This window comes from Flavobacterium anhuiense, from assembly GCF_900101855.1.
GTDB classification, from domain to species: Bacteria; Bacteroidota; Bacteroidia; order Flavobacteriales; family Flavobacteriaceae; genus Flavobacterium; species Flavobacterium anhuiense.
In genome coordinates, this window is record NZ_FMVC01000002.1 from 367,954 (window position 1) to 387,912 (window position 19,959).

Below are 19,959 nucleotides of genomic sequence, written 5' to 3' on the forward strand. Positions count from 1 at the left end.
CTATGAAAAAATACATTTACAGTTTGTTTTTCCTTTTCGTCTTAACCGCCTTAAGTGCGCAGCGATTTAGCGCGTCTTTGCCAAATTACGAAGCCTACAAGGCGTTTAGAGGAAAACCTTTATCTGATAAATTTTCGAATATCGAATCTGTAAAAGTAATTTATGATCTTCGAAAACAGAAAATGTATTATTTCAACAGCAGTGTTATTTTGCTCCACTATGATTTCGTTGTCAATTATTTGGGCTACAGTCAAGATCTTGAAGTTTTTAATAATGAAAATTATAGCAATACGGATAAAAATAGAGACTTTCTTCTCGGAAATTTAAATCATATTAAAGGAACTGACAAGTGGATTTTTGAACTCGCCGCGTCCGATCATATGCCTTTACCATTGATTGAACGTTTTTTCAATATGGTTAAAACTTCTACTTTTATAAGAGAAAAGCTGAAATTCTATTTGAACAATCCAGAAATGATGGAATGGTTTCAACAGCAAAAATTCAAAATTCCGTGCGTGAAATCAGATTATATTTTTGGAGAAATTAAATATCAAGAAGTTGTTCGAGGGACAAATGTTGGCATTCTAAAAAAATATAAAATAAAAGAACTAGAAACCACAAAACCCAATTCTGATGAAATCATTATTTTGGATGGAACGCCAGATATTCTGCCAAACGTTCGAGGCATTATTGTAAACGAACTGCAAACTCCATTAAGCCATTTGGTTCTTTTAGGAAAAAACAGAAAGATTCCAATTATGGCTTATACTGATATTGAAAAAGATAACAATATCAAAAAGCTGCTTTCTAAAAAAGTAGAACTAAAAATAGAAGTAGATACTTTTTTCATAAAAGAAACCACTAAAAAAATTCCAGTGAAATCTGCTGGAAAAAAGAAAAAACTAACAATTGACAATTCTGTAACTGATTTGGTCAACTTATCAGAAATTCCAAAAAAGGGAGTGAACTATATCGGTTCGAAAGCTCAAAACATGGCGTATTTAATTGCCATTTCAAAAGAAATTCCGTTTAAGGTTCCAGAAAATGCACATGCAATTCCGTTTTATTTTTATACGAAACATATTCAGAAATCTTCTATTTCTCCATTAATTGCAGAACTTTTGGCTTATCCGCAAAAAGACTCAACTATTTGGATTAATAAACAGCTTAAGAAAATTAGAGATGCCATCAAAAAAGAACCTATTGATCCTGAATTAATTTCAAAATTGAATATTGCTTTTAAAGATGCCAAATTCAAAAATTTCAGATTTCGTTCCTCTACAAATGCAGAAGATTTGGATGATTTCAATGGCGCCGGATTATATGATTCTAAGACAGGAATCGTAGGCGATTCAGTAAAAACTTTTGAAAAGGCCATAAAACAAGTTTGGGCAAGTGTTTGGAACGAAGCTTCGTATAACGAAAGAGAGCTTTTTGGAATTGATCAGCAAAATATTGCGATGGGCGTTTTGGTGCATCGTTCGTTTCCTGACGAATTAGCAAATGGTGTCATTATTACTAAAAATATATTTAGAGAAAACTTTCCAGGAATTACGGTTAATGTTCAAAAAGGAGAAAACTCTGTTGTAAAACCTGAAAAAGGAGAAATCTGCGAGCAATTTGTTGCCTATCATTTTAATGACGGAAAAGACGAAACCGATTTTGATATCGATTATACTTCCAATTCAAATTTAAACAATAACGAGCCTTTGTTGACCAGAAAAGAAATGAGCAATCTGTATGATGTAAGCAAAAAAATTGAAAGCAAAATGTATAGATATTGGCGTAAAAACTTGTTTCATCCTGTAGACATCGAATTTAAAATTGTGGGCGAAAAAAGAGATTTGTATATCAAACAAGTTCGTCCTTTTAATGATTAATAGAAAACCAATACATCTATTTCGTTGGCCGCAGTGTTTATTAAGACAATTCTAAAATCAAAATCTTCAATCTTAATTTTTTCTTGAATTGATTTTCTAATTATTTCTGGTTTTAAGGAAAAGTTTTCGTCAAGCGGAATTTTTACATCTACAGAATTGAAATATTTTGAAGCTTGTTTATTAACGATGATTGAGGCAATAACATAAAATCCAATTATAATGATTTGAAAGAACAGCAGTAATTCAATCTTTTCAAACGGATACATAATATCCAAAATGGACAGTGTAATGGTTGCAAAAAGAAAAATGATCGCATTTACTGTAAAAGACTGTGTCCTAAATCGGAGTATCGAAAAAATGGCGAAAAGACCAAAGCCTATTCCGACTCCAATTTCAATTTCAGTAAAAAGATAACATAGCGAAAAAGTACAAAGTCCGACAATAACCATCAAAGGATTTATGGTTGCATTATCTTTTCTATTAGAGAAAAAATACAAAACCAAAATCGAAAAAAACAACAGTAAAAATCGTCCTAAAAGCTCTTTTAAGTCCATCGGTTAAAATATATTGGTTAATCAAATGTAAACATTTTACAATTAACCTTTTATTATTTTAACCGATGAATTCCGAGATTTCAAATTCTTATTTTTTTGGCGTTCCTCCTTTTTCAGAAGCTTTATTCGTGTTTTTAGGATCACTCATATTTACTTCTTTCACTAATTTTCCTTTTTGATAAAACTGCCAAATTCCTGCTTTTTTACCATTTACGAATTTCCCTTTAGAAGCAATAGATTTGTCTGAATCATAGAAAACAGTTTCTCCGTTGTATTCGTTATTTTTAAAGTACGATTCTTCTAAAAGCGTTCCGTCCTGGCCTATTTTTTTATAAGGACCTTCTTTTAAACCATTTTTATACGTCATCTCTTCTGCAATTTGTGCATTTGGATAATAAATAGTTCTTGGACCGTCTAGTTTTCCGTTTTTATAATTTTCAACCGTCATTAACACTTTAGAAGCTTTATGGTAATATTTCCACTCGCCTTCACGCGCTTTTCCTATCTCTTTTCCTTCACTTACTTTATTTTTATTCTGATCATAAAAAATAGTATATGAACTTCCATCATTGGCGCTGAAATCTCTCGTAGCTATAACGTCTCCTTTTTTTGTATCATCAAAAAATTTAAAAATTCCAGTTTCTTTTCCGTGATCAAAAGTGCCTTCGTAACGAGGGCGTTTAGATTCGGCATAAGTTCCTTTCCAAAGGCCGTCTTTTTTCCCAGCTGCATCGACTTTATTAATATCAGTCTGGGCATTTGAAACTAATGCTGTTAGGAATAATAATCCAAGTATGATTTTTTTTGAGATCATAATAAATTCTATTTTTTAAGCTTAACGAAAATCTTAATTATAAAGTATAATGGTATAAAAAAATCCCGATAAATCGAGATTTTTTTATTGAGAATTATTTCTTCTTTTTGTTTGCTTGAGCTGCTTTTGCCGCTTCTTGCTGTTCCATTACTTCTTGAAGACGCTGTTGGAACTTGCTTGGTTTCTTAGGCTCTCTTTGTTTGTTTTCTTGAATCTGAGCGTGAATTTTATCACTGTCTACTATGTAATTCTTGATCACAAACATAATTCCGATTGTAATTAAATTCGAAATGAAGTTGTATAAAGATAATCCAGAACCGTAGTTGTTGAAGAAAATTAACATCATTAATGGCGAAACATAAATCATGATTTTCATCATTTTTGCCATATCTGGCATACCTTCTTGCTGAGGAGCAGCCATTTGCTGATCTCCCGAAGTCATTTTCATGTAGAAGAAAATCGCAATTGCTGCCAAGATTGGGAACAAACTGATGTGATCTCCGTACATCGGAATATTGAAAGGCAATTTTACAATCGAGTCAAAAGATGATAAATCATCTGCCCAAAGGAAACTTTTTTGTCTTAATTCAAATGCTGCAGGGAAAAATTGGAAAGATGCATACATAAAAGGCAACTGAATCAATGCTGGAATACATCCTGCCATTGGGTTTACACCTGCTTTGTTGTACAGTTTCATTGTTTCCTGTTGTTTCTTCATTGGGTCTTTTTTGAATTTCTCTCCCAACTCTGCAATATCAGGTCTTAAAACTTTCATTTTAGCCTGAGACAAGAATGACTTATAGGTAATTGGCGACATAGCCAATTTGATGATAATTGTAAAGATAATAATCGCGATACCTAATGATAAACCGATTGTTGAACTTAAGAATCCGAATAATGGAATGAAAATCCATTTGTTGATCCATCCGAAGATTCCCCATCCTAATGGAATGATCTTTTCGAAGTTTTTATCGTAAGCTTTTAATGTTTTGTAATCTGCAGGACCCATATACAAATTCATTTTGTAATCGATCTCTCCATTTGTAAACGCTAAAGGCAAATTAGCTCTAAACTGTTTTGTAAAAACTGTATCAATTTTATCATCCTTAACTAAATCATCAGATTGTAGTTTTGAAGTTTCAAAAGGTTTATCTGTAGATAAAATAGTTGTAAAGAAATGCTGTTTAAACGCAACATAACTAACTTTAGTAGGAGTTTCTTCTTTTCCTTGTCCGTGTGAACTTACGTTATTGTATTTTGATTCTTCGTATTTATAATCAATTTGCGCATAACGATTTTCATAAGCAACGCTTTTTTCGTTTCTGTATGTTTTTAAATCCCATTGCAAATCAACTGGTTTAGCAGAATTTAAAACTCTATTTAAGCCTTGAGAACGAATATCAAAACCAACTAAGTAATCGTTTGGCTTTAAAATGTATTTATATTCCAAAAATTCATTAGCTCCAGCTTTCAAACGCATAGAAAGAACTTGGTCTGCACCAATTTTCTCTAATGTTGGCTCAAAATATAAATCTTTAGAATTTAATGTTCTATTGTCTGTAGTAAGAAGCTGTAAATTTAAGTTTGAGTTATTGTTTTTGATTAACTCAACTAATTGACCTGAACCTTTTTTTAATCTTTCGAATTCCTTTAAAGTAGCTTCAACAATGTATCCACCTTTATTAGCAATCTTTAATCTTAATTTTTCGTTTTCGATTGTAGTAAAAGCTTCTTTTGCAGAAGGAAGTGTTGCAGAATAAGCAAATCCTCCTAAAGTTTTTTGCAATTGAGCCAATTGAACTGTATCTCCAGGAGTTACAGCTGCAGCTGGTAATGACGCAGTTTTAGCTTTATCTGCTTTTGCTTGTGCTTCTTGTTTAGCAACTAATTCTTTCTTGGCTTTTTCAGCAGCAATTTCTTTTTCAGAAGGCTGATTTTGGTACATAATCCAAATCAAAATTCCAAAGATCAATACAAAACCAATGATCGAATTGAGGTCTAATTTTTTTTCTTCCATTATTAATTTAAAAAAGTTATTCGTTGAAGGTTATTAGTAATGAGTTTCACTCAAAAGTTACATCTTCACAGAATATAATTATTATTTTTTATGTGCATTTACAGCAGCTGCCACAAAGTTCACAAAAATAGGGTGCGGATTTGCAACTGTACTCTTGTATTCTGGGTGGTATTGTACACCAATGAAAAATGGGTGATTTTCAAGCTCCACAATTTCTACTAATCCAGTATCAGGATTAACTCCAGAAGCTTTTAAACCAGCTTTTTGCAATTCATCAGCATATTTATTATTGTACTCATAACGGTGACGGTGACGCTCCGAAATAGTTTTTTGTCCGTAAATTTTGTACGCCAAAGTGTCTGGTTTAATATCACATTTCCAAGCACCTAAACGCATTGTCCCTCCTTTGTCGGTTACATTTTTTTGTTCTTCCATTAAACTCACAACTGGATGAGGCGTTTTATCGTTCATCTCTGTTGAATTTGCTTCAGCATAACCTAAAATATTTCTAGAATATTCGATAACAGACATTTGCATTCCTAAACAAATTCCGAAGAAAGGAATGTTGTTTTCACGCACAAAACGAACTGCTTCGATTTTTCCTTCAATACCTCTTTCTCCAAAACCTGGAGCAACTAAAACTCCGTCTAAAGAACCTAATTTTTCTTCAACATTATCAGCATTGATATGCTCTGAGTGAATTGAAATTACGTTTACTTTTGTTTCGTTTGCAGCTCCTGCATGAATGAACGCTTCTAAAATAGATTTGTAGCAATCCTGCATTTCTACATATTTACCCACCAAACCAATGTTTACTGTCTGCTTCGGACTTTTTAATCTTTTTAAGAAAGTATTCCAGTTTTTAAGGTCTGGAGATGCTTTTTTAGGCAAATCCAATTTCTTTAAAGCCACAACATCTAATCCTTCTTCAAGCATTAAATTCGGAACTTCATATATTGTAGAAGCATCAATTGACTGAATAACTGCTTCTTTCTTCACATTACAGAATAAAGCTAATTTCTGGCGCAGTTCCTGAGACAATTCGTGCTCTGTTCTACAAACCAAAATATCGGCTTTAATACCGCTTTCCATTAAAGTTTTAACAGAGTGCTGAGTTGGTTTTGTTTTCAACTCACCAGCTGCAGCCAAATAAGGAACTAAAGTCAAGTGAATCACGATTCCGTTATTTTCACCTAATTCCCAAACTAGTTGACGAACAGATTCTATATAAGGTAGAGATTCGATATCACCAACTGTACCACCAATTTCAGTAATTACAATATCATAATCGCCAGATTTACCTAGCAATTGCATTCTGTCTTTGATTTCGTTTGTGATATGAGGAACAACTTGAACCGTTTTTCCTAAAAATTCTCCTCTTCTTTCTTTTTCAATAACCGAAAGATAAACTCTTCCTGTAGTAACGTTATTAGCCTGAGAAGTAGGAACGTTTAAGAAACGCTCGTAGTGTCCTAAGTCTAAGTCAGTTTCAGCTCCATCATCTGTCACATAACATTCTCCATGCTCATATGGGTTTAGTGTCCCCGGGTCAACGTTAATGTATGGATCAAATTTCTGAATAGTTGTGCGGTATCCTCTTCCTTGTAACAATTTTGCCAAAGATGCCGCGATAATCCCTTTTCCTAATGAAGAGGTCACACCTCCTGTAACAAAAATATATTTTGTTTGATTCATTCTGTTGTTGTTTGTAAGTAGTTGTGTAAAAAACTTGGCAAAAGTACAAATTTAATTAGACAATTTATCAATTCCAGAATGAGATAATTTTTAAATTTTTAAGCACATTTTATTTTATGTACTTCCCTATCCATTATCTTATCAATATGAATGCTTTTTTATCATTATTAGCTAAAAATTCATAACTAAAACTCAAAAATACAATCTAATTAATTTCTAATAAGGCAGTACTAAATTATAAAAGCTGAAGAGGAAAGAAATTACACTTAAGGAGACATCAAAAATTAATATCTTTCTAAATAAGGAAAAAGAAATGATCATATTAATCAAAAATCTAGCAATAAGCTGAAGGAAAAAGAAACAAAAAATTTTTATAGAAAATGGATTGTAAGCGATTGCTTCCTGAAAATGAAATCGAAGGATTTGAGAAAAAGCTCTCGTAAGTCCGCGACTTTTACAGTATGCCAATGGCAAACCCTCACAAGATGAACGCAAGCCAAAATTTAAATACGGGAGAAAAAAGCAATAAAAAAAGATAAACATAATGATGAAAATCAAAATTACATTTATCTTTTTATAAGAATCAATTTCTTGATAAACAGACATTTTATTCAAGAAGTTATTTTACAGTAGTTTCAATTGTAGTCGAATCTACTTGTACTTTCACATTTAAAGAATCATCTGTTTGTATTTTCTCTATTTTGACAGAATCTAAAGCTCTCTCAATCTCATCTTTATGCTCTAAAGCCATAGAGCCAACTGAGCCCACAAAAATTGCAACCCAAATAATAACGAAAATTGTTGCCGCAATTCCTAAATAAAGACCTGCTTTTGGTAAAGAAGTCGATGCGTTTTCTTTTTTTGCCTGATTTAAAGCAATTGCTCCGAATACTATTGCAAGAATTCCGAATAAAACTGCAATAAAACCAAAGCAAGGGATAAATGCTGCTAATACACCGATAATACCAAAAATTAAAGCGATAATACCTAGCGACTGGCCAGCATTTGAAGAAGGTAAATTGTTTTCCATAAAAAATTGTTTTGTTAGTTCAGACAAAAATAGAAAACGACTAACACAAACTAGTGCGATCCAATCTAAGTTATCAACAATTAAATTAACCTTCTTTTTCTGAATTAAGGTTTTGGGTATTGTTTTTTGATGTTTCGAATCAATTCTTCCAATCCGTTCAATTTCAACTCATAAATTAATTGTAATTGCTGTCCAAGTTCTCCTTTTGGAAAACCTTTATTATGATACCAAACCACATAGTATTCAGGCAAATCTATTAGATATTTTCCCTCGTATTTTCCGAAAGGCATTTTGGTGTGGGCTAATTTTATGAGCTGTTTTTTGTCTTGATCCATTTTTTTTAGAGAGGAAAGAGAATAGAAGAAAGGAAATAGATTTCTCCCCTCCTGCTTTTATTTCGTACAAAGCTATTGCTATTTTTTTTCTTTTGCCACAGATTAAAAAATAGTTTTCAGTCTCAGTCACAGTTTACAGTTTTAAAACAAGGACTAGTGTAAAGACTGGAAAAACTTAGCATCTCAAAACCTCAGCTCCTTATAACCTTAGACAAAAAAAAGAAGCAAGAAAAAAGAACATATTTTCATCCCCTCTTCCTGCTTCAAAAATATTATTTATTACCAATTTCCAAAGACCAAGAAAACTTAGAATCTTAGCACCTCAGAACCTTAGCTACTTAGTAATGCCATCTCACGAAAGCTTCCATTGCAGCATAAGTCGCCAAACCTAATTGATGGTACAACTCAGCTGTTTCGCGGTTTCTATCTTCCGCTCTTTGCCAGAACTCTCTTGCGTCTGTTCCTTGGAAAACAACTCCATCTTTTTGAGACTGGTGTTTGAAGATTCCGTGACGTTTTGCTAAAACCTGATCTGGACTCATTGGAACTGCCATTTCAACTTCGTCAATTCCCCATTCTTGCCAAGCTCCACGGTATAACCATAACCAGCAGTCGTTCATGAATTCTTTTGGTTTTAAAACTTTTACTGCTTCAAAAATAGCATCCAAACAAACTTTGTGCGTTCCGTGCGGATCCGCTAAATCTCCAGCTGCATAAATTTGGTGCGGTTTAATTTTTTCAATTAAATCAACTGTCAACTGAATATCTTCTGGTCCGATTGGTTTTTTCTCGATTGTTCCTGTTTCATAGAAAGGCAATTCCATGAAGTGAATTTGAGAATCTGGAAGACCCACAAAATAACTTGTAGCTCTCGCCTCTCCTTTTCTGATCAAACCTTTAATGTAACGAACTTCTGGAATATCAATTTCGCTGTTCTTTTTGTTCTGTAAAAACGCTTCTGCTTTTTTGTAGATGTTATCTGCTTCTTCGCTTTTGATTCCGAATTTCTCATTGTAATCAATTACGAATCTTGCAAAACGTAATGCCTCATCATCAGCAACCGCAATGTTTCCAGATGTTTGGTACGCTACGTGCACTTCATGTCCTTGCTCTTGCAAACGCATGAAAGTTCCTCCCATACTAATAATGTCATCATCAGGGTGCGGGCTGAAAATCAATACACGTTTTTTAGCAGGTTCTGCTCTTTCAGGACGATTGGTATCATCTGAATTTGGTTTTCCACCTGGCCAACCTGTAATTGTATTTTGTAATTTATTAAATATCTTAATGTTAGTATCGTAAGCTGGACCTGAATCTGCCAATAAATCGCTCATACCGTTTTCGATATAATCAGCATCAGTAAGCATTAAAATTGGTTTTTTAAGATCTAATGCTAATCCTAAAACAGCTTTACGAGTCAATTTATCTGTCCAAACGATTTTCTCAACTAACCAAGGCTTGTTAATTCTCGTAAGTTTTGAAGAAGCTTCTTTATCTAAAACAAAAACCGCATTGTTGTGCTCTTGCAAGAAAGATGCAGGAACTCGGTTTGTAACTTCATCTTCAACAGATTTTTTTACAATACTTGCTTTTCCTTCACCCCAAGCCAATAAGATTACTCGTTTTGCTTCCATGATTTTTTTAACTCCAAGTGTAATTGCTGTTCTTGGCGTATTATTTAAACCAAAGAAATCTTTACTTGCCGCAACTCTTGTAATGTGATCCAAAGCCACTAAACGCGTTTTAGAGTTCTGAAGCGAACCAGACTCGTTAAATCCGATGTGTCCGTTTCCTCCAATTCCAAGAATCTGAAGATCTATTCCGCCTAAAGCTTCAATTTTTGCCTCATATTCGTGGCAGTAATCTGCAATTTGCTCTTTTGTTAAAAGTCCGTCTGGAACGTGAGCGTTTTCAGGTAAAATATCGACATGATCAAACAAAAGTTCCTTCATGAAACGAACATAACTATTGATTGAATTTGGTTCCATTGGATAATATTCATCCAAGTTAAAACTGATTACGTTTTTAAAACTCAATCCTTCTTCTTTATGCAGACGCACTAATTCAGCATACAAACCTTTTGGAGAAGAACCAGTTGCCAAACCAAGAATACATGGTTTTCCTTCCTTTTGTTTTTCTCTGATTAAAGCTGCAATTTCCTGCGCTACTTCTTTTGAAGCATCAGTTGAGTTTTCAAAAACAACTGTATTAATGTTTTCGAATCGTTTTTCGAAACCTGTTGCTTTGTCGATTTTACTTTTTAACATGATATATTAATTTTTATTTTTTGTTCAACTATTCCATTTCCTGTATTTATGCCCTTTTACAGCATAAAACAAAATCATCGCATACGAAGGCAGGAGCATTAAATAAGCCAATTGATTTCCGCTTTTTGAAACATTTTGCATATTTTTTGCAAGATTTGCAGAATTGATGCTTTCAGTGATCATTCCATAGAATAATGGAAAAACCGCTCCACCAATAATTCCCATAATCAAAATAGCGCTTCCTATTTTTGTATAACCCCCTAAATCCTGCAAAGCCATTGGCCATATCGCTGGCCAGCATAATGCATTTGCCAATCCTAAAAGTGCTACTAAAAATATTACCACAGGTATATTTGGAGTTCCTGGCAATGCAATCATTATTTTTGGCGAAATCAAAACAATCGCTAAAACGAGCACTAAACCTAGCATTCCAGACACTTTCAACGCTGTGACTTGAGAAACATATTTAGGAATCAATACTATTCCAAGAACGTAACCAATTACCATTGCCGACATGGTAAATGATGTTAATTTTAGATAGAAATTTCCTTCTGCACCATAAACACCCAATTGTTTTCCGAAAGCTCCAATAGAATCTCCCGCCAAAACTTCGGCAGATAAATACAGCATTAAAGTAATTACGCCTAAAACCAGTTGAGGATGCTGAAAGGCATTTTTAATCTGTTTGAAAACACTTAAATTCGAAACATTTCCTTCTTCATCTAAATCAATTTCTGGAAGAGGAGAAAATTTCACCATAAGAGCTAAAACAGTAATAATCAACCCCATATAAAGATACGGTGTTTGCAATTGTAATGCAAGAGAATTTAATGCGCTCGTTTTTGCAGCTTCATCCATCAAGGCAATTTTGTCTGCGGTAAAGTCCTGCATATTAGACAAAACCAAAACTGTAAGCACAATTGGCGCAACAAATCCTGCCAATTTATTTGCAATTCCTAAAACACTGATTCTTGCTGCGGCACTTTCTCTCGGCCCAATCACCACTACATAAGGATTTGAAGCCGTCTGCAGAACTGCCAAACCGGTTCCCATTACAAATAATGCTAATAAAAAGAAGAGAAATGTACGACTGGAAGCCGCTGGATAAAACATAAAAGCTCCCGCGGCAATAATCAATAATCCTAAGGAAATTCCGTTTTTATATCCCACTTTTTCAATGATATACGAAGAAGGAACTGCCATTACAAAATAGGCAATATAAAATGCGAAAGTCACAAAATACGCTTGTGAAGAAGTTAATTCGCAAGCTAATTCAAAAAACGGAATTAATGGTCCGTTAAGCCAAGTTACGAATCCTAAAATAAAAAACAACAAGGTTAAAATCACCATCGGAACAATGGTACTTTTTTTCTCTACTTGTAATGTACTGTGAATGTTTGTCATAATTTTTGGTTGATTAGTTTATAGATTTATTTAATTCAAAATCTAAATTAGAATCAACTCTCACATTATTGATTGCGTAATTTATGCAAATATCTGCATTTTTTTTGCAAAACAAAAGTAGTACTTAAAATTTCCTTATTCTCTAATTTAGATATGAAAGTTTTGTTAATTTTTATTATTCCAATTTAAATCAGGATAATATTTTGCCAAATATGTTTTTACTTCGGCAATATCTTCTTTAGCAGTTAGGTCTGGAACATGCTCAGAAAACGGAATTCCGACCGTAGTTTGCGGATTTTCCTTAACAGAGTTTAAAAGCACCGTCGGAAGCTCCTTTTCATCACGCTCTGGATGAACAGGACAATTTTTAAGATGTATATATAAGGTATTGCCATTAAACTTAAAAGCATTCATACTGACACGTATTTTACCTTCTGAATCTTTATATTGTTCTAAGTCTTCTTCAGTAGGTTTTTCTAAAATATCCAACAGCTGATTGTTTTGATCTAATTTGGCAATCGCAAAACGCGAAATACGCTCTAATGGAAAATCCATTGCGTCACGATCATAACTGATAAAAGCATTCGGACTTTCGGTTTCCCTCAACGCACGTAAAGCTTCTGCAGAATACAGATTATCACTATTACAAACCGAATAAAACTGCGAATTTAGTTCTGGATATTGCTCTACAGCTTGAAACAGAGCATCTGCAGTTCCAAAAGGCTTTACTCTTCCTTCTGGAATATATTGAACTGCAAACGAAATATTGAGTCCGTGAAAATCATTATCTTTCATTTTACTGCCGTAAAACTCCTTGAATAGTTCTCCTTGTTCTCCTATAATAATATAGATGTTTTTATAGTCTGCTTTTTTAGCATTCCATAAAAGGTAATCCAAAAGAGGTCTTCCGCTTGCGCCAACACCTATAAGACCTTTGCTTCTCTCGTTAGCCTGTGCAATTTCTTCTGGAGATAAATTATTTGTAACCGCTTCTTTTTTCATACGAGAAGAAGCCCCGCCGGCTAAAATCACTAAACTGTCGTGCATTTTATTTTAATTTTCAATATTACTCAATAATTCGTACTCCGGGATCAACGTTTACCGCATAAGCTTCCTGTGCTCCTGCGCCTAAAATCGCTTCTATAACCGCATTCTCATTCTTAGGATCAGCAATTACCACAATGCTTCCGCCACCTCCAGAACCCACGATTTTTGCTCCGTACGCTCCAGCCTTCAACGCTGCGTTAATCATAGCATCAATTCTTGGAACAGTTATTTTCAGTAAATTGCGTAAAACTTCATGATGACCATTCATTAAGGATCCAATTTTTTTAAGATCTAAGATTGGCTTTTCAAATTCTTTTAAAGCCTCTTTAGTATAATGGTAATTCTTGATGGCTGCTTCAAAAAATGGAATCAGACGATCTGGAAGACAATTTCTATATTTATCGACATCTTCAATTTCCGAAGCATTTAAATCAAACTGCGGATAATTTTGCTTTACAAGATCAATTGCCATCAAAGCATTTCCTTTTAATTCGCCAAGCAATCCAATTGTTTCCTTTGGAACGCCCGAAACACCTGTAATCAATCCTTTTAATTCTGTCCCTATAACATCAAAAGAAAAAGGCTTTTTAGTATTGATGTAAACGATATTTCCAACTCCAATACTAAAATGATCCATCATTCCGCCAGGTTCTCCGTGTTCCAAAACTTCAGATTCGTAGCCCAATTTCGAGAGAAATTCAGGTGTAACTTCATGATCTATTCCAAAAGCTTCTATCAGGAAACGAATCCAAGCCATCAACAAGGCGGAAGAGCTAGAAGTTCCAGAATTAATTGGAATATCTCCAGTAATTGTAATCGTATAACCAGAGGTTGGTTTACAGCCATATCTGCGCAAGACGCGCAATGAGGAAGCAAAATAATCTCTGGATTCTAATTTTTCGAAAGCCTCATGTATATCGATAATCCGAATTTCATTAATATCAATCATATTCAGAACAAATGTTTCGGTCTGATTTTGTTTTGCAATTAATTTAATATTTCGATCTATCGCACAGGCTATAACAGGCAATCCTAAGTAGTCTTGATGATCTCCAAAAAGACAGGTTCGGCCGGGAGCTAATGACGTGATTTTTTTCACTTAAACACTTTGTATTAAAACGCTTCAATTCAATAAATTACAGCGTAAATTAGTTATAAATTTATTTTCGGTTTTCGGTTTTGATTTCACGAAACTAGAGATTATATTTTTATAAAACAAGAAAAAACATAAAAATGTGCTCGAACACACATTTTTTGTGTTCTCGAGCACATTTATTAATTCTTACAGAAAAATTACGTTTATTAAATCAAAGTTTTTATATTTGCTCATATGGATAAAAAGTACACAATTAAGGATATAGCACAAATGGCTGGAGTTTCTAAAGGAACTGTAGACCGTGTGCTACACAACAGAGGAAAAGTCTCTCCTGCTGCACTCGAAAAAATCAATGAAGTTCTGAATGTTATTGATTACGAACCCAACTTAATTGCTCGAAATTTAAAAAGCACTAAAGTATATCGCATTTGTGTCTTGCTTCCAGATCCTGTATTTGACCCTTATTGGCTTCCGTGCGTTAATGGAATCCAAGATGCCATTAAAGAATTCAAAGCTTATAATGTCAATATAGAAATTCATTACTTTAATCCAGAAAGCACCAAATCGTTTCTAAAAACAAACGAAGCCATTGTAGCACAATCGCCAGATGCTGTTTTACTAACTCCTCTTTTCCATAAAGAAACCATAGAAATCATAAAACAATATGACGAATTAGGAATTATGGTAAATACTTTTAATAACCAGGTTGAATCTTCTTCCATAAAAAGTTTTGTTGGACAAGATTTATACAAAAGCGGACGTGTTGCCGCAAGTTTAATGAATTTGATTCTGCCTAAAGGACAGATTGCCATTATCCACATTGACGAAAGCTTAAAAAACGCCGTCCACATGCAGGAAAAAGAACGAGGCTTTAGAAGCTATTTTGACGAAAAAAATCTTTCTGATTTCTCTTTAACCACATTAAAACTGAAATATTCCAACATAGAAACTAAGCTGCCAGCGTTTATAAATGAAAACCCAGGCCTAAGCGGCATTTTCATTACCACCTCAAAGGCTTATCAAATTGCTTCTACTCTATCTAATATAACAGACGAAAAAATTGTTTTGATTGGCTATGACTTAATCGATAAAAATGTCAGCTTTTTAAATCAAGGATTGATTCATTTTTTAATACATCAAAACCAAAAGAGACAGGCGTATTTAGGAGTCAGCACTTTAGTAGAACACTTTTTATTCAGAAAAGATATCCCAGAAACCATTTTGCTCCCAATTGACATAATAAATGTCGAAAATGCTTCTTTTTATATTAGCTAAAGTTTTTTGCCGCTAAGACACGAAGTTTTTTTTTAATCTCCAGCTAAAGCTGGAGACAATTCAGATTTCTTCCCTTAAAAAAAACTTTGCAACTCGGCGCCTTTGTGTCAAATCACCTCACTAAAACAAACTTTCCAAAAGAAGATGCTATGTGAAAATTCGGTTCGGGAGTATTTGGATTTACCCACGTAATCCAAGTTGGTTCGTAGTTACCATTTTTGTCTTTGGAGAATTTTGCTCTATAAACCCCTGTTTCGATAACATTATCATGTATTAAATCTAATTTTTCTAAAGAAGCGATACTAATTACCCCTGCAACCGTAAAAGAAACTTCATCTGCAGAAGATTCCAATTTAATTTGATTTTCAGGCCATTTCCATTCGTAATCAAAGATTTTATTTGGCAGGGCATGGAAATCCAGCAATCTTGTCGAAGGATCAATTTCAAGACAGTAATACGGATTAAGCTCATCACTACTTCTAAAAAAAAGCTCCACGCGATCAGAATTACAAATACTGTCTACACTATTATCTTTTTGATCGATATAAACATCCGTATCAAAAACCCTAAAATTAAAATAGAAGTTTTCTTGATCCCATAACGCGCGAAATTCAATTTTTAAAACCGATTCATTATTCCACGGAGAACCAAAATCAGTTAAACAATCTGCTTTTTCCCAAAAAAAAGGATCTAAAATCTGAGTTTCGTTCTTTTGATTATTATCTATTATTTGTACATGGTATTCTTTCAAAATTCTTCTTCTTAAAATCTGTTAATTTTTCATTTTCAAAAAGGTCAAAATGACCATTAAATCATCTTTCCATTTTTCCTTTTTTCTTCATGACCAATATACTTCAAAAATTGAATTGAAAAACAAATCAAATTCATAATTAAATCTAAAATTTCACTCTTTTTCAACATAAGAAAAGACTGCTTAATTTTTACGTATTTACATTAGTCATTGCGAAATTCATAAGTTTTTACAAAAAGAACATTTATTATTCAAAAAAAAGTCAGTTCTAAGAGCTTCAGCATTTCTAAAACATTTTAAAGATATCTCATCTTTTTAAGTCTAAAAAAACGTTTCGTACAATTTTATGTGCTCGAGAACATAAATTTTGTGTGTTCGAGCACATTTTTTGTGTTTTTTCTTGTTTTATAAAAATATAATCTCTAGTTTCGTCAGAGATTAATCTTAAAACTAAGTTAATTATGCAAAATTTCAGGTGATTTTTAAGCTCAAAAAAAGAAGAAAAACAAACTAAACAAGCCGTGTTTAGGAGTAAAAAAAGAAGTCTCTGGTTTGCACAAAAATAATTCAATCGAAAACACAACTAAAAAGACAAAATGAATTTCCAGATCAAAAAAGAAATCTAAAACCTACAAACAAAGAAAAAACAATTAAACATTAACCAAAACCAATTCAAAGTATGAAATTATTAATCCAAAAAAAGCCAAGAGATTTTCGGCTTAACAATTTATCCCGCAAAGAAATCGGAATAACAGTTCTCTCGTTATTAGTTTTTACATTTCAGGCTTCTGCAGCTTCTTCTATAAATATTTCAGACAAAACCAATACGGCATTGTTTTTTGAAAAAACTGTAAAAGGAAAAGTAACAGACGAAAAAGGTTTGCCACTTCCAGGTGCCAATGTTGTGGTTAAAGGTACTACTAAGGGAGTTCAGACTGATGTAGACGGAAGCTTTGTTATTACAGTTCCTGATAATGCCACAAAATTGATAATTACTTACATTGGTATGGAAGATCAGGAAGTTACTATCGGAAGTGCGCCTCTAAAAATTGTCATGAAAGAAGCAGGACAAAAACTAGACGAGGTGGTAATTGGATACGGAAAATCTAAGAAAAAAGACCTTACAGGTTCTGTGAGTTCTCTTAGCAAAGACAATTTAAACTTAGGCGGAACGGTTGCAAACGTTGGACAGGCGCTTCAAGGACGAGCTTCTGGAGTGCAAGTGCAACAAAATAGCTATGCGCCGGGAACAAATCCGTCAGTAATAATTAGAGGAGGAAACTCTATTAATACTTCTAATGCTCCTTTGTATGTTGTTGACGGATTCATTACCAGTACTGGAGCTTCTATAAGCCCGAACGACATTGAAAACATTCAAATTCTTAAAGATGCTGCTTCTACAGCTATTTATGGTGCCCGTGGAGGAAATGGGGTAATTTTGATTACCACTAAAAAAGGAAAATCAGGAAAAATGAATGTTGAGGCTGAGATTTCTGATGGTTTTCAAAACATCATAAAAGAGCCTTCTTTAATGACTGGACAGCAATATGCCGATTATCAGAATGCTCTTAATGCTGAAAACGGAAGACCTCCACTTTTCCCTTCCAGCTTTCCTGTTGCCAATACTAACTGGTTTGATGCTGCAACTCGTCCTGGTGAAGTGCTTAATAGAACGCTTACTTTTAGCGGAAGTGATCAAAGTTCTAAATTCTTTCTTTCTGGAAATTATTTAAAACAAACTGGAGCTATCGTAAACACTGATTTTGAAAGATATAGTGTGAGAATGGGCGGTGAAAAAAGATTCAACGAAAGACTAAATATGGGCACAAATGTATATGGTGCTGTTGCCGAAGGAAATAATAGCGATTTTGGCGATAATATTTTATCTCCAATGTTCTCTATCCAGACTGCCCCTCCAACTATTCCAATTTATAATGCAGACGGTTCGTATTATAAATTCCAAGGGAAAGACAATGCGTTAGCACTTTTACTTGAACCTACAGATCACACGATCAATAGATTGGTAAACGGAAACATGTTTTTAGATTATCAGATCATTAAAGGTTTAACATACCATTTTGGTGCCGGTGCAGAATGGCAAGAAAATATTCAAGGAAAATATACTCCAAGTACTTTAGTAGCGGGAGCTGCGTTAAAGGGTTCTGGTTCTGAAGAAAATAAAACCTATTTCAGATGGAGTACAGAACAATATTTGACGTATAAATTTGATATCAAAGAAGTACATGCAATTACTGCCATGATTGGTACTTCAAATCAAAAAGATACTTATGAAAGAGTAAGAGCAGCCGGTACAGGTTTCTCTAATGACTTATTGACCTATTACAATCTGCAAGGAGCTTCAGTGTATTTAAAACCTGAAACAGAAAAAACAGAAACAAAATTGACTTCTTATTTTGGAAGGTTAAATTATGCTTTCAACGATAAGTACTTAGCAACTTTTACAATTAGAAAAGATGGCTCTTCTCGTTTTGGACCAAATAACCGATTTGGTATCTTCCCTTCTGGAGCTGTTGCATGGAAAATATCTAACGAATCTTTTATGCAAAACGTAAAAGCAATTTCTGAACTTAAATTGAGAGCAAGTTATGGTATTACAGGTAGTGACGGTATTGGAGATTACTCGTACATGAGCCGTCTGTCTTCTTGGGGGGTTACTATTGCGCCAGATGAATTTGTTGCAGGAACAGAACCAGCTAACTTAGCGAACCCAAATCTGAAATGGGAAGAAACAGCTCAAACTGATATCGGTTTAGATTTAGGCTTATTTAATGATAAACTTTCAATTACATTCGATTATTACAAAAAAAGAACTACAGATGCTCTTTTAAATGTTCCTGTTGGAGGATGGTGGGGATTTGGTACTCAAAGAGTTAACGCAGGGGTTATTGACAACCAAGGTATTGAGTTAGGAATAAGCACTACAAACTTCAGAACTGATACTTTTTCTTGGACTACTTCATTAAATGTAGCGTACAATAAACAAGAAGTAGTATCTCTAGCTGATAACGTTAAAATCATTAGCACAAACACTTCTAACCCAAGTGGAGTAGTTTCTGGTCAGGAATTTACCAGATTGGAACCTGGAAAAGAAATGGGAGTTTTATTTGGCTATAAATATGCTGGAGTTATCAAAACTGGAGAAACTTATGCGCCTCAGCCATTATCTGCTCCTGGAGATCCCAAATATGTAGACATTGATGGCGATGGTACTATTACAGCAAAAGACAGAACTTATTTAGGAAATACTATTCCTCATTACGTTGCAGGTTTCAATAACGATTTTAAGTATAGAAATTTTGATATGAATATCTTTTTCCAAGGCGCTTTTGATTATTCAGTTTACAATATGACTAAAATGGTTGGCGAGTCTTCTACAAGTACAGATGCGCTAAACCGATGGGTTGCTGGTAAAAACGAAAACACTGATATTCCTAGAGATGGTTATTACAAAAGCACTTACGGAAGTTATGTGAATTCTAAATTTGTTGAAGAAGCTTCGTACTTACGTCTAAAAAATGTTTCTATCGGATATACGATTCCAGAAAGTGCATTAAAAACGGTGAAATTTATTGATAGCATCAGATTATATGCAATCGGACAAAATTTATTGACGATTACCAACTATTCTGGAAATGACCCTGAGGTGAACGGGCATTCTAATAACAATTTAGGTGGAGGAATCGACTTTAACTCTTTCCCAGCCTCAAGAACTTTTATACTTGGAATTAAAGTGGCAATTCACTAGTCTAAAATGCTTTACAGTAACATTAAAT

The 19,959-nt window shown here is 33.8% G+C and carries 15 protein-coding genes; 3 read left to right on the top strand and 12 right to left on the bottom strand.

Going from position 1 to position 19,959, the window contains the following annotated elements; genetic code table 11:
• Window positions 1–2 precede the first annotated feature (2 nt).
• On the top strand, window positions 3–1,880 hold the full coding sequence (locus BLP44_RS06150; protein WP_091130616.1) for a PEP/pyruvate-binding domain-containing protein: 1,878 nt from the start codon (window positions 3–5) through the stop codon (window positions 1,878–1,880).
• On the opposite strand, the gene BLP44_RS06155 is transcribed toward BLP44_RS06150, so the two are convergent.
• The 11 genes from BLP44_RS06155 to BLP44_RS06205 form a co-directional block, all read right to left on the bottom strand.
• On the bottom strand, window positions 1,877–2,434 hold the full coding sequence (locus tag BLP44_RS06155) for a DUF4956 domain-containing protein (RefSeq protein ID WP_091130631.1): 558 nt from the start codon (window positions 2,432–2,434) through the stop codon (window positions 1,877–1,879). The two genes, BLP44_RS06150 and BLP44_RS06155, sit on opposite strands and share 4 nt — an antisense overlap.
• Before the next feature lie 88 nt (window positions 2,435–2,522).
• Window positions 2,523–3,248: a toxin-antitoxin system YwqK family antitoxin gene (locus BLP44_RS06160; RefSeq protein ID WP_091130635.1), complete on the bottom strand. Its 726-nt coding sequence runs from the start codon at window positions 3,246–3,248 to the stop codon at window positions 2,523–2,525.
• Between the two features lie 94 nt (window positions 3,249–3,342).
• Entirely contained in the window at window positions 3,343–5,265 is a 1,923-nt protein-coding gene (gene yidC / locus BLP44_RS06165) for a membrane protein insertase YidC (protein WP_091130637.1), read from the bottom strand.
• A gap of 81 nt (window positions 5,266–5,346) precedes the next feature.
• Complete coding sequence (locus BLP44_RS06170) at window positions 5,347–6,960, bottom strand: CTP synthase (protein ID WP_091130639.1); 1,614 nt, start codon at window positions 6,958–6,960, stop codon at window positions 5,347–5,349.
• 216 nt (window positions 6,961–7,176) lie between these two features.
• On the bottom strand, window positions 7,177–7,566 hold the full coding sequence (locus BLP44_RS23260) for a DUF2752 domain-containing protein (RefSeq protein ID WP_091130641.1): 390 nt from the start codon (window positions 7,564–7,566) through the stop codon (window positions 7,177–7,179).
• A gap of 13 nt (window positions 7,567–7,579) precedes the next feature.
• Window positions 7,580–7,990, bottom strand: a complete 411-nt coding sequence (locus tag BLP44_RS06180; protein WP_066032296.1) for a DUF4190 domain-containing protein — start codon at window positions 7,988–7,990, stop codon at window positions 7,580–7,582.
• A gap of 104 nt (window positions 7,991–8,094) precedes the next feature.
• Complete coding sequence (locus tag BLP44_RS06185; RefSeq protein WP_008462478.1) at window positions 8,095–8,325, bottom strand: DUF3820 family protein; 231 nt, start codon at window positions 8,323–8,325, stop codon at window positions 8,095–8,097.
• Window positions 8,326–8,663: 338 nt separating this feature from the next.
• A complete protein-coding gene (gene nagB / locus BLP44_RS06190) occupies window positions 8,664–10,592 on the bottom strand; it encodes a glucosamine-6-phosphate deaminase (RefSeq protein ID WP_091130642.1) in 1,929 nt (642 codons plus the stop codon).
• 24 nt (window positions 10,593–10,616) lie between these two features.
• On the bottom strand, window positions 10,617–11,996 hold the full coding sequence (locus BLP44_RS06195) for a sugar MFS transporter (RefSeq protein ID WP_091130645.1): 1,380 nt from the start codon (window positions 11,994–11,996) through the stop codon (window positions 10,617–10,619).
• A gap of 165 nt (window positions 11,997–12,161) precedes the next feature.
• The gene (locus tag BLP44_RS06200) at window positions 12,162–13,043 is read right to left on the bottom strand and encodes a sugar phosphate nucleotidyltransferase (protein ID WP_091130648.1); all 882 of its coding nucleotides are present in this window, start codon (window positions 13,041–13,043) and stop codon (window positions 12,162–12,164) included.
• A 19-nt stretch (window positions 13,044–13,062) separates the two neighbouring features.
• Window positions 13,063–14,142 carry a mevalonate kinase family protein gene (locus BLP44_RS06205; protein WP_091130649.1) on the bottom strand — a complete coding sequence of 360 codons (1,080 nt, stop codon included), beginning with the start codon at window positions 14,140–14,142 and terminating at the stop codon, window positions 13,063–13,065.
• Window positions 14,143–14,373: 231 nt separating this feature from the next.
• On the opposite strand from BLP44_RS06205, the gene BLP44_RS06210 reads away from it, so the two are divergent.
• Window positions 14,374–15,414, top strand: coding sequence for a LacI family DNA-binding transcriptional regulator (locus tag BLP44_RS06210; protein ID WP_091130650.1), 1,041 nt, complete (start codon window positions 14,374–14,376; stop codon window positions 15,412–15,414).
• A 112-nt stretch (window positions 15,415–15,526) separates the two neighbouring features.
• Here BLP44_RS06210 and BLP44_RS06215 read toward each other — a convergent pair whose 3' ends face one another.
• Entirely contained in the window at window positions 15,527–16,165 is a 639-nt protein-coding gene (locus BLP44_RS06215; RefSeq protein ID WP_091130655.1) for a carbohydrate-binding family 9-like protein, read from the bottom strand.
• A gap of 679 nt (window positions 16,166–16,844) precedes the next feature.
• On the opposite strand from BLP44_RS06215, the gene BLP44_RS06220 reads away from it, so the two are divergent.
• Complete coding sequence (locus BLP44_RS06220) at window positions 16,845–19,931, top strand: SusC/RagA family TonB-linked outer membrane protein (RefSeq protein WP_091130658.1); 3,087 nt, start codon at window positions 16,845–16,847, stop codon at window positions 19,929–19,931.
• The last annotated feature ends 28 nt before the right edge of the window (window positions 19,932–19,959 follow it).